This window comes from Rhodanobacter soli, assembly GCF_039523495.1.
Lineage (GTDB): Bacteria > Pseudomonadota > Gammaproteobacteria > Xanthomonadales > Rhodanobacteraceae > Rhodanobacter > Rhodanobacter soli.
This window is the reverse complement of sequence record NZ_BAAAFK010000001.1, coordinates 1,890,194-1,902,477: the sequence shown is the minus strand read 5'-3', so window position 1 is coordinate 1,902,477 and position 12,284 is coordinate 1,890,194. Positions and strand designations below refer to the sequence as shown.

Annotated in this window: 6 protein-coding genes; all 6 read left to right on the top strand. The window is 60.3% G+C overall.

All coding sequences use genetic code 11. The features are described 5' to 3' along the window. Positions 1 to 288: 288 nt before the first annotated feature. On the top strand, positions 289 to 1,131 hold the full coding sequence (locus tag ABD024_RS08620; protein ID WP_343851629.1) for a WYL domain-containing transcriptional regulator: 843 nt from the start codon (positions 289 to 291) through the stop codon (positions 1,129 to 1,131). A gap of 4 nt (positions 1,132 to 1,135) precedes the next feature. Further along, entirely contained in the window at positions 1,136 to 1,789 is a 654-nt protein-coding gene (locus tag ABD024_RS08615) for a DUF1819 family protein (RefSeq protein WP_343851627.1), read from the top strand. Continuing rightward, positions 1,786 to 2,364: a DUF1788 domain-containing protein gene (locus tag ABD024_RS08610; protein ID WP_343851625.1), complete on the top strand. Its 579-nt coding sequence runs from the start codon at positions 1,786 to 1,788 to the stop codon at positions 2,362 to 2,364. The genes ABD024_RS08615 and ABD024_RS08610 overlap by 4 nt, the downstream gene beginning before the upstream one ends. Before the next feature lie 21 nt (positions 2,365 to 2,385). Further along, entirely contained in the window at positions 2,386 to 6,033 is a 3,648-nt protein-coding gene (gene brxC, locus ABD024_RS08605) for a BREX system P-loop protein BrxC (RefSeq protein WP_343851623.1), read from the top strand. A gap of 3 nt (positions 6,034 to 6,036) precedes the next feature. Continuing rightward, entirely contained in the window at positions 6,037 to 9,576 is a 3,540-nt protein-coding gene (gene pglX / locus ABD024_RS08600) for a BREX-1 system adenine-specific DNA-methyltransferase PglX (RefSeq protein WP_343851621.1), read from the top strand. Between the two features lie 63 nt (positions 9,577 to 9,639). Next, entirely contained in the window at positions 9,640 to 12,279 is a 2,640-nt protein-coding gene (gene pglZ, locus ABD024_RS08595; protein ID WP_343851619.1) for a BREX-1 system phosphatase PglZ type A, read from the top strand. Positions 12,280 to 12,284: the final 5 nt, after the last annotated feature.

Here is a 12,284-nt window from a genome sequence, read left to right as displayed (position 1 = left end):
CCTCCGTGGCGAAGTAGCAAAAGCGAAGATGGGCCGGGTGGCAAGCGGTGTCGTTCGCTTATTGCGCCATACGCGGATGACTCGCGGCGGGGTCTAGTGTGACCAAGCGCCTTCTGCGGGTGATGCCCCTTGTAGTGCGTCTAGGCGCTAATACCGCACGGCGATGGGCTGCCAGCTGCCGCTGGCACCACCCCAGTAGGAGGCCGCCGCCTCGCGGCGCAGCTCAATTCATCGACTTGTCGGTCATAGCTTATACGCTATGATCTAATGATCGACAGGAGGAATGCCTTGGGGGAGTCCCGACTCAATACCGATGCGGGTTTGCGCGTCGTGGAGCTGTTGCTGCTCTGGGAGGGGCGGGTGCGCAATGCCCGGCTTCGCGCCATGTTGGGCATTCACTTCACCACGGCCAGCCGGCTGGTCGCAGCCTATCGGGAACTCAACCCCGCGGCGACCGAGTATGGGGCGTCCACCAAGAGCTATTTGGCCACGCCTTCCATCAAGGCCGTGCTCACAGATGGCACGGTCGAGGAGTATCTCGCCCTCGTTGACCGCACCCGTGCCGGCACCGACCCTGTCGTCCGTGTGCATATGGATCTCGGTGACATCGAGTCGGCGCTGTTCTCGCTGCTGCACCGAGCCTGTAAGGACAACAGTGGCGTGCACATCACCCATGGCTCCATGCGAAGCCCCGGTCGAAGCAGTCGCGAAATTTGGCCACATGCATTGGTACAAGCCGGTCGCCGCTGGCACGTGCGCGCCTGGTGCACACAAGCTATGGCGTTTCGGGATTTCAGTCTCGGTCGCATTCATGACGTGCGCCCGCTGAATGCGGAGAGGCCAGCGCAAGCCGATCCGGCGCTAGATATCGCCTGGCAAACCTTCGTGGATCTTCGACTTGTCGCGCATCCTGAGCTATCCAGAGAGCAGCAACGCCTCGTGCAGGATGAGTATTTCAAGGGAGCTTCCACGCGCGGTATTACCGAACGTGGAGCCTTGCTGCCTTACCTGATTCACGATTTGCGCGCGTCCTTGGATGTCTCCAAAGAGCAGCCACCATCATTTCAGCTGGCCGTAGCCGATCCATCGGCTTTGGCCCAATGGTTGTTGCCCGTCGAGCAGGCCTGCTGAAACCATGTTGATCGACTCATTCCATCCACAAACGCCCCCAACCGATTCCCACTGGATGCATGTTTTGAAGCAGTACCAAGCCGATTTGTCCGCCGGTTCATTGATGCTCCCTGAGAGCAGGGTCATCGCTGGGCTGTTGCTCCAACATCCCGACGATTCCGCCTGGGAGCAAGCGCTGCGCGTGGATAACGTGCTGCAGAAGTCATCGCCGGCCACTGCGATACGACAGGCACGATTGATCCGTTTCCGGCTGGAGTCCATCGACTCGTCAGTGTGGAAGTCGATCAAAGATGGCGAAAAGGAAACCGCCACCCAGCTGTTGTTTGCTGCCGCAGTCAAGCACAGCGAGCTGCTCAAGGACTTCCTGCGCGAGGTCGTGGCGGATCACGTCCGGCGGTTGGAGCATTCCCTTTCAGTCAACGCGTGGGAGCCTTTCCTGCACGATTGCGCGGCACGCGATCCCGCCGTTGGCACGTGGAGTACCTCGACAAGAAAGAAGTTGTTGCAGGTGATCATTCGCATCCTGGCCGAGGCCCGGTATCTGGAAAGCACCCGCTCGCTTCGGCTGTTGCCTCCGCATATCCATCCCGCCGTCCGGAAGACCCTGCTGGCTGCCGGCGAAGGGCGGCTCGTGCAGATGATGGAGTTGCACGCATGAGCGACCAATTTCGCGAGCGCCTCAATCGCATCCTGCCGAAGATCAGCTCGGCAGACTTCCTCGCCAACAAAGGGCTGGGCAATGAGATCGGGTTCTGGGTCTTCGATTACCTGCCAGCGCAGGAAATGGCGATGCGAGGCTTCATTGCCGACATCCTGATTCCCGGTCTGGCTAGGCAGCAGCCGGTATTGCGCCCTGCAGTCGTCAATCTCTTCGAGCTTATTGTCGAGTTGCTGGAAGACCGCAAGCTCTACGATCGCGTCTTGTCGATCCAGACCGATAAGGGCAATGACGCCGCCCTGGCAGCGCTTCGGCCGGTGCTGAAAGAAGACAAGCTCGCACAGCGCATCGCCAGCCAGATCGACTTCGATCAGGTGGATATGCTGCTGCTGACCGGGGTGGGTGCAGCCTACCCGATGCTGCGCTCACACACGTTGTTGACCGCGTTGCAGCCGACCATGAAGGCCACACCCGTGGTGATGTTCTACCCAGGGCGCTACGACGGCTTCTCGTTGCGCCTGTTCAACACATTGGCCGATGACCACTATTACCGCGCCTTCCGGCTGGCGGAATGATTCACAGGGGATGACCGAAAAATGAACATCAGGGAGCTTTTCCGCAAACCCATTGATCGCCCAATCAATGGCGTGATCAAGGCTGACCAGCGCGACGCCGAAAGCATCTGGCAGGAGCTCGACGAATACGTGGTCACCAAGCAATTGGCCGACTACTTTCGCCGCTTCTTCGACGCGTACCTGGCCGCGGGCGACAATCCAAACAACTCGGCCATCACCGACCGCATGGGCGTGTGGGTGTCGGGCTTCTTCGGGTCCGGCAAGTCGCACTTCATCAAGATCCTGTCCTATTTGCTCGAAAACCAGGCGGCGACCGACCCAGTCTCTGGCCGTACGAAGCGTGCCGCCGCGTTCTTCGATGAAACCAAGATCGGGGATCCCTTGCTGCTTGCCGACATCCAGCGCGCCACACGCGGCAGCGCGGACGTCATCCTGTTCAACATCGACGCCAAGGCGGACAGCAAATCCGATCGCGATGTGGTTCTGCAAGTGTTTCTGCGCGTGTTCAACGAAAAGCTCGGCTTCTCCGGCGATGCGCCGCATATCGCCGAGATGGAGCGCTACCTCGTCAGCAAGGGCGCCTACGACACCTTCCAGCAGGAGTTCGCGCGCCTCCTTGGCGGCTCGTGGACGGCAGAGCGCGACGCGTTCGACTTCCTGCGCGACGAAATCGCCCAGGCTTTGGCTGTCGCGTTGAAGATGTCGGTGGAATCTGCCCAGCGCTGGTTCGACGAATCCCGCGACAACTACAAGATCAACATCGAGAACTTTGCAAAGTTGCTGCGTGAGTATCTCGACACCAAGGGCAGGGATCATCGCATCGTCTTCCTGGTCGACGAGGTCGGTCAATTCATCGGAAACAACACGCACCTGATGCTCAACCTACAGACCATTGCCGAGCAGTTGGGCACGCAGTGCAACGGCCGCGCCTGGGTCATCGTCACGAGCCAGGAAGACATCGAAGCGGCCATCGGCGAAGCCAACAAGGCCCGTTCCCAAGACTTCTCCAAGATCCAGGGTCGGTTCCATACCCGCTTGTCGCTGGCCAGCTCCAATACCGATGAAGTCATCGGCGTACGCCTGTTGGCGAAAACCGAAGCCGCCCACGAAGCGCTGCGCAACGTCTTTGAGCAGCAGGGCGACATCATCAACAATCAGATCTCGTTCAACGGCAACGCAGTGACCATGCGCGGCTATCGCGATTCCGTGGACTACGTGGCCAACTATCCGTTCGCCCCGTATCAGTTCGAGCTGCTGCAGAAGATTTTCGAGGCAATCCGCAAGGTCGGCGCCACCGGTCAGCATCTTTCGCGCGGCGAACGCTCCCTGCTGGATGCCTTCCAGTCCGCCGCCAAGATCAATGCCGATCGCAGCATCCAGTCTCTGGTGCCACTGTACGACTTCTATCCGTCGATCGAGAGTTTTCTCGATACAACGGTGAAGCGGGCGATCGACCAGGCTGAGCAAAACCCCGCTCTCGAGACGCAGGATATTCGCCTGCTGAAGGCACTCTTCCTGATCCGTCACATCGCCGAGGTGATCAAGCCCACCATCGACAACCTGGCCGCGCTTTGCCTCGATCAGATCGACGCTGACAAGCTGCAGCTCAAGCGGCAGATCCAGCAGAGTCTGGAGCGACTGGAGCAACAGAAGCTGGTCAACCGCAACGGCGACCTGTGGTTCTTCTTGACCAATGAAGAGCGCGACATCGCCCGCGAGATCGGTCACGTCGAGGTTTCCGCAGCCGAGAAGTCCAAGCTATTGGCCGAGATCGTCTTCGAGGAAATCCTCAGCCAACAAACCAAAGTGCGTCATCGCGATACCAAGGCCGATTACGAATTCAACCGATTGCTCGACGGGGCACCTTTCCGCCAGGCCAACCACGCGCTCAGCCTGGATATCCGCTCGCCGCTCGGTGACGACTACGAGTCCCTCAAACCCGATCGCTGCATCATGCTCAGTGCCGAAGGCAACGGCAAAGCGCTGATCCGCATGGGCGAGGGAACCCGTCTGGATATCGAGCTGACCCTCTATCGGCAGATCGAGAAGTACGTCGACAGCCCCAAGGCCAGCGCGGCACCGCCGTCCCTGCGCAAGATTCTGCTGGAGCGCAAAGACGAAAATCGCGAACGCCGGCAGCGCCTGGTCGCGCAAATCGGCGAGCTGATCGTGCAGGGCGACTGCTACGCCAAGGGTCAGCAGGTGCGCTCCAAAACTGCCACGGCGCCCACGCTGCTGGATGAGCTGATCAATTACCTGATCACCAATACCTACAACAAACTGCCGTACCTGAAGATCCGCAAGCCCGATCCCATTGCCGAGATCCGCGCCCTGCTCAGCGCCGACAACGTCGGCCAGCAGGAGCTGGCGCTCGGCGGCGAAGATGGCAATCCGCAAGCCATAGAGGAGGTGCGCCAATACCTGCAGCTCGCCGCGTCGCAGAATCGCGTGCTGCTGTCCGACGTGGTCGATCGCTTCACCGACATCCCCTATGGCTGGAAGCCGGAGTGGGAGGTGGTGCTGCTGATCACCCGCCTGTTCATGGCTGGTGAGATCAAGCTCACCATGGGCGGCTCCGATCTGGATCCGCGCAGCGCGTTCGATCCGCTGACCAAGGCGGTGCAGCACAAGCAGATCTCGATCCTCAAGCGCAAGACCGCCGATGCCGGCAGCATTGCGCGCGCATCGGATCTGTACCGGCAGCTGTTCTCCTCCTTGCCGCGCAAAGAGGAAGACGGCGTGGTCGCCGATTTCCGCAGCAAGCTGGTCGAGTGGAAGGATGACCTGAAGCGCTGGCAGCTCACCGCAGGGCAATTGCACTATCCCGGCAAGGCCATCATCGACGCCTTGCTGGCACGCTGCGAGCGGCAGCTTGCCATCCGCGATCCATTCGAGTTCATCGAGGCGCTCAACAAGTCACGCGACGAATGGCTGGATGCCGGTGAGGATCTCAACGACGTCCGCGGCTTCTACACCAACCAGCTGCCGACCTGGCAGCGCTTCCTGGCCACCCTCAATCGCTTCGAGCCCAACCGGGACGTGCTGGCCACCGACCCCAAGGCCAGCGTTGCGCTGAAGGACCTGCAGCGCATCCGCGAAGAGCCGGCCCCGTACGCCAGCATCAGCAAGATCGAGCCGCTGCTGGCCACCCTGGAAACCAGCAACCAGGCCCTGGTGCAGGCCCAGCGCGAAGCGGCGCTGCGCATCGTCGAACAGCGCATCGACGAGGCCAACAAGGCGTTGGTGCAGGCAGCCGCGAATGCTGATCTCAGCAATGCGGCTCTGCATCCGCTGCAACAGTTGAAGCTGAAGATTGCCGCTGCGGTCAGCATCCCGGAGATCCAGTTTCTGTCCAACGGCGCCGGCGACAAGCTCGAAGAGGCGATGGATCGGATCCGCGAGACCTTATTGAAGGCACACACGGCGGCCCAGGCCGCGAGCAAGGCGGCGATCGCTAGCGGTGCCGCCCAAGCATCGACGAGTTCCGCCTCAGCTTCTGCATCGGCCGCTGCCGCAGCAGCACCGAAAATCTCGCAGACCATCCGTCCGGCCGACCTGGCCACCACCACCTATCTTGAAACCGAGGCCGAGGTCGACACCTACCTCGCCGAGCTCAAAGCCCACTTCACCGCCGTGCTCAAGTCCGGCAAACGCATCCGGATCCAGTAAGCAATGAACACAGGGAATCTCAAAAGCTACGCACCGCAGGCGCGCAAGGACTTCATCGCGGCGGTGACGGCACGCGCCAACCTGCTGGGGCTGAGCGAGGTCAAGGGCGCGCTGCAGGTGGCAGCGGCGGAGGTCAAGAACGACATCGTGATGATCGCCGGCCGGCCGTGGCCAGTGAAGGTCAACGAGCAGCGCACCAAGCTGATTGCGCGGATGAAGCTGCAGGGCTTCGGCCACACCGTCGAAGCCATGGCGTACGCCTGGTTCAACCGGTTGGCCGCGCTGCGCTATATGGAAGTGCACGACTATCTCGGCCACGGCCGACGCGTATTGTCGAACCTGCAGGGCGGCTTGCCCGAGGTGCTGGCGCATGCGCTGGATCTGGCCGAGTCGAATGCGCTGCCGGGCTTGCCCGCCGACACCGTGCGCGAGCTGAAGCTGGCCAATCAGGATCCGCAGCTGTACCGGTTGATCCTGATCGCTCAGTGCAATGCGCTGCATCAGGCGATGCCGTTCCTGTTCGAACATTTGGGCGATGAGACTGAGCTGCTGTTGCCGGAAAACCTGCTGCTCACCGATTCGGTGGTGGCCAAGCTGGTGCAGTCCATTCCCGAGGAAGACTGGCAGCAGATCGAGATCATCGGCTGGCTGTACCAGTTCTACATCTCGGAGAAGAAAGACCAGGTTATCGGCAAGGTGGTGAAGTCCGAAGACATTCCGGCGGCGACCCAGTTGTTCACGCCAAACTGGATCGTGAAGTACATGGTGCAGAACTCACTGGGTGCACAGTGGCTGGCGACCTATCCGGACTCGCCGCTCAAGGCGCAGATGGAGTACTACATCGAGCCAGCTGAACAGACGGACGAGGTCAATGCGCAGCTTGCGGCGATTACCCCGAGTTCGCTCGACCCCGAAGAGCTGACCCTGATCGACCCGGCTAGTGGTTCCGGGCACATCCTGGTCGAGGCCTATGACTTGTTCAGGGCGATCTACCTGGAGCGGGGCTATCGCCAGCGAGATGCGGCCAAGCTGATTCTGGAAAAGAACCTGTTTGGCCTCGACATCGACGAGCGGGCGGCGCAGTTGACCGGCTTTGCGTTGATGATGAAGGCGCGAGCGGATGACCGGCAGCTATTCGAGCGGGGGGTGAAGCTCAATGTGATGGCATTGGTCGACAGTACTGGGTTTGATGCGGAGCGCTTGGCACGGGGTGTGAAGCTCGCAGACTTCGGACTGGGGCTTGGAGATCTCACAGAGTTGAAGGAGCTATTTGAGTACGCAACGACGTTTGGGTCGTTGATACGGGTGCCGGAGGAGTTGGCGGCGAAGCTTCCGGCGCTGAAGAGGCTGAGCAAGTCGACCAGCCGGGATCTTTTTATTTCGGACGCGCTCACCCGATTAAATCCGCTGGTGCAGCAGGGCGAGATGCTGGCGACACAGTACGACGCCGTGGTAGCGAATCCGCCGTATATGGGCAGCAAGTATTTTTGCTCTGAATTGAGAGACTGGGCGAAGACCCGCTACAACGATGCAAAAAGTGATCTTTTCGCCTGTTTCATCGAACGAGGTTACACGTTCGCGAAAACCACAGGTCGCGAGGCAATGGTCACGATGCAAAGTTGGATGTTCTTGTCTTCTTTCCAGGGAATGCGAGAGAGACTGCTGCAAGAAAAGACAATTCAAGCGTTGGCTCATCTGTCCAATGGTGTTATGGGCATTGCGTTTGGGACGGCGGCCACCGTTCTTCGTAATCGCCCCCTGCGTGGTTACATAGCGGACTTTTCCCACACCTCGGCGGAGAACCTGAATGACTTGGGGATCCCGCACGAATTCCCTGCTCCCAACAGTCGGTTGAAGAGGGTTTCTCAAGAAGAATTCAAAAAGATTCCCGGAAGCCCCATAGCCTATTGGGTGAGTAGCGCAGTGAGAGCGGTTTTTGGCGCTGCTAGCTCCCTGCAAGATATTTCCATTTCTGACGGCCAGAACATAACTGCCGACAATGCCACTTACCTGCGGCTTTTTTGGGAAATCGATCAGCGAGACGTGGGCATCGGTAAAAAGTGGTTTTTTTATGCCAAGGGTGGTGACTACCGCAAATGGTGGGGTAACTTAGAACACGTCGTCGACTGGACTGAGGAGGCAAGAGAGTTCTACCGCTCCAACGGCTCAGCTCGCATAATTCCAGAATATTTATGGTATCGACCAGGTGTTACTTGGACTTTGTTGTCCTCGAGCGACACTGGCTTCAGGTACCTTCCAGAGTGGGCGACATTCGATAAGACAGGATCGTCTATTTTCATGAGGGACGACGGTGATCTTCCCTTTACGATATCGCTATTGTGCTCTCAGGTTTCGAAGTTCCTTTTAGGCATTTTCAGCTCAACCATTGCGTATCAAGTTCGAGAGATTCGTCAGATACCCATCATGGGGAGAGAGCATTTTGATGACGTTAGCGCCGCCTACATCAAGCTTTCCGAGGCATCAAAGACGGATTGGGATGCTTACGAACGCTCGTGGGACTTTCAGTCTTTACCCCTCCTAACGCTCTCTTCGCGGTCGACTGCCACCCTCGAATCCAGCTACACCGCCTGGATCACCCAGAACCGCGACACAATCGCCCAGACGAAGCGCCTCGAAGAGGCCAACAACCGCCTCTTCATCGACGCCTACGGCTTGCAGGACGAGCTCACTCCCGACGTCCCGATCGAGCAGATCACTCTCACGGTGAATCCTGCATATCGGTACGGCGGCAAGCTCGCCGACGAGCAGCTGTGGACCCGCTTCCGTCAAGACACCATGGCGGAACTAGTCTCCTACGCTATCGGCTGCATGATGGGCCGCTACAGCCTGGACGCACCGGGCTTGATCTACGCCAACAGCGGCAACGTCGGCTTCGACGCCTCGCGCTACACGAAGTTTCCTGCGGACGCCGACGGCATCGTGCCGGTCACCGATGAGCTGTGGTTCGAAGATGACGCGGCGTTGCGCGTGCGCGAATTTCTGCTCGCCGAGTGGGGTGAGGGCTCACTGGAGCAGAACATGGCGTTCCTGGCGGACAACCTGGGCCGCAAGGCCAGCGAATCGCCGGAACAGGCGATTCGCCGCTACCTGGCGGACAAGTTCTTCAAGGATCACCTGCAGACCTACAAGAAGCGTCCGATCTACTGGCTGTTCTCCAGCGGCAAGCAGGGCGCGTTTCAGGCGCTGGTCTATCTGCACCGATACAACGCCGGCACGCTGTCGCGCCTGCGCGCCGAATACGTGGTGCCACTGACCGGCAAGATGCAGACCAAGATGGAAGAGCTGGAGCAGGATGTCGCCGCGTCCAGCTCCACCGCGCAACGCAACAAGCTCACCAAGCAGCTTGAAAAACTGCGCAAGCAGCACCTGGAGCTGCTGGCGTACGACGAACAGCTGCGCCACTACGCCGACCAGCGCATTACGTTGGATCTCGATGACGGGGTGAAGTTGAACTACGGCAAATTCGGCGACCTGCTGGCGGAGGTCAAGGCAGTGACGGGCGGGAAGGGCGATGACGAATGATTGTCGCTGCGCTCACTCCCGCCGTTACGTCCTGGCTCAACGCCGCGCAAGGCGAGGTGACGCATGGATGTGAATGAACGCCGCGTGGTCGAATCGCTGCGCTCTCTCTTTACGACTGAGCGCGTAGTGTTTTGGCACGACACGGATTCGCAGTTCGCCATCACGCTGGAATCGCTGGAGCTTGGCGACGACATCGGGATCGTGCGGCTGGATCAAACGCCGGGGCTGGCGGTCAAGCGGCAACTGGAGCAGCAGCCCGCTGCGCAGTTCTTGCTGTACAGCAACAAGGCGGAGCCCGATCTCGCCGCTGATTGGCTGCTGGATGTGCGGCTGCGTTCCAAATCGTTCCGTGCCGACCTGACCACGCTGCTGATCGAGGACCTTGGCCTAACCTCGCTGACGCTGGTGCCCTACATTAAATCGCGAGCCAAGTTTCTGTCGGCCGATTCGCGGCGCGCCGAAGCAAGACGCGCCAAGCTGAAGCAGCTGGTCCAATCCGGTGACGGCGAGGCCGAGCTCGACCGCAAGATGATGGCCGTGCTGTTGCGCAGCGACGAGTCCGAGCCGCTATCCATTACGCACCGGCTGTTGCTGGGGCTTTGGGTAGAAGGCCAACCCCGGCTCGGTGAGCCGGCGAAGGCGTGGATCGAGTTGCAGGGTTACGGTCTGGAGCCTTCGTTCTGGGCGCTGATGCAGCGCACGTTTGGCTATCAAAGCGACGAGCCGACTCTCGCCGATTTGTGGCTGCGCATCCTGGTCACTGACTTCACCCGCACGATCAGTGCCGAGGTGCCTCAAGCTTTGCGTCATCTGCACCTAGAGAACCCGCAGCTGGCAAACAACGCGGCGATCTTGGTTGCGCGTTGGCGCAACGATCTGCACAGCCATGCCGCCTATTCGGATCTGTCCGCGGCCGTGGCGGAGATGCTCAAGCTGGCCGAGCTGATTTCCGGCTGGCACGCGGAGGATCTGCTGGAGTGCATGACCTTCGCCGCGGTGGAACGTCAGATTATCCATGACTTGAAGACCCGGGTGATGCAGCTGGGCGGTGCGGCACTGGGCGACGTGCAGGCGATCACCGCCCGCCGCCGCGATGGTCACTGGAGCAATGCGCTGATCAGCGACGCCAGCGATGAGATCCGCGCCTTGTCTGCCTGCTACGACGCAATCGAGGCTGCGGCCGAGTTCCTGGCCCTGAAGGAGCGCCACGCAGCCGGCTTCAGCTTTGCCGACGCGGCGACGGCCGTTCAGGCGTATCGAGGCGAGCTGTATCGCTTCGACCAGTGGTATCGCTGCTTCCATTTTGCTGCTGACAAAGTGGAGCCGATGGGCTGGAGCGTGCTGCACGAACTGCGCGGCGCGATCGAAGATGCTTATTCCGGTTGGTTCATTCCGGGCCTGTCATCGGCCTGGGCCGGGGTGTTGGCAGGCGAGCATGGCTTGCTTGCCACCTGGCGCGTGCCGGGTACGACGCCGCAGCAGGACTTCTTCGATAACCATGTCGCCGCGGCACTCAGTGCGGGCACGACCAAGCGCGTGTTCGTGCTGATCTCCGACGCGTTCCGTTACGAGGCCGGCGAGGCCCTGGTCCGCGAGATCAACTCCAAGAACCGCTTCACGGCAAAGCTCGATGCGATGCTGAGCGTGCTGCCCAGCTACACGGCGCTCGGCATGGCGGCGTTGCTACCGCACCAGCGCATTGCCTACAAGGCAAGCGACAGCCTGGATGTGCTGGTTGATGGCCAATCGACCGCGACGCTGGAGAGTCGCAACGCGCAGCTGGGCCGCTATGACGGTATTGCGGTGAAGGCGGATGACTTGCTGGGGTTGGGCAAGGCCAAGGGACGCGAGCTGGTTGGTGAGCACCGGGTGATCTACGTCTACCACGACCTGATCGACATGCTGGGTGACAAGCAGGGTTCCGAGGGCCAGACATTCGACGCCGTGGCCAGGACGCTGAAAGAATTGAGCGGTGTCATTTCGCACATCATCAACAACCTCAACGGCTCGATGGTTCTTGTGACGGCCGATCACGGGTTTCTGTATCAGGAATCAGCCTTGGACGACGCGAGCCGATCGCCACTGCCTGACAAGCCCGTGGGCACGCTCAAGGCCAAGAAACGCTATTTGATTGGGCGTGATCTGCCGGCCAACGACCAGATATGGCAGGGCAACACCGCACTGACGGCGGGAACCGCGCCGGGGGGGGCTGGCAGCGTGGACTTCTGGCTACCCAAGGGCGCCATGCGCTTTCACTTTGCCGGTGGCGCCCGCTTCGTGCACGGTTCGGCGATGCCGCAGGAGGTGATCGTTCCGCTGATCACCGTGCGTGAGTCCGAATCGGACAAGGCACGTACCCGCCCTGTGGAGATCACCTTAATTGGCGCCTCCAACAAGGTGGTGACCAATACCCAGCGCTTCGAGCTGATCCAGACCGAGCCCACCTCCAACCGTGTACTGCCGCGCACCGTCCGGATTTCGCTGCGCGATGGCGAGACCCCGGTGAGCGACGAGCAGGTGCTGACCTTCGACAGCACCTCCAGCGTGTTGGGGGAGCGCGTGAAGTCGATCATTCTGACAATCCGCTCCGGTAGCTACGATCGGCAGAAGGACTACTTCTTTATCGCGCGTGACGCACAGACCAAGGTCGAGGTGCTGCGTGTTCCCTTGAAGATCGATCTGGCGTTCTCCAATGACTTCTGAATCCA

Excerpts from the sequence above, each read along its gene's own strand:
- ABD024_RS08615 (WP_343851627.1), top strand. The coding sequence starts at position 1,136 with ATGTTGATCGACTCATTCCATCCACAAACGCCCCCAACCGATTCCCAC.
- ABD024_RS08610 (WP_343851625.1), top strand. The coding sequence starts at position 1,786 with ATGAGCGACCAATTTCGCGAGCGCCTCAATCGCATCCTGCCGAAGATC.
- brxC (WP_343851623.1), top strand. The coding sequence starts at position 2,386 with ATGAACATCAGGGAGCTTTTCCGCAAACCCATTGATCGCCCAATCAAT.
- pglX (WP_343851621.1), top strand. The coding sequence starts at position 6,037 with ATGAACACAGGGAATCTCAAAAGCTACGCACCGCAGGCGCGCAAGGAC.
- pglZ (WP_343851619.1), top strand. The coding sequence starts at position 9,640 with ATGGATGTGAATGAACGCCGCGTGGTCGAATCGCTGCGCTCTCTCTTT.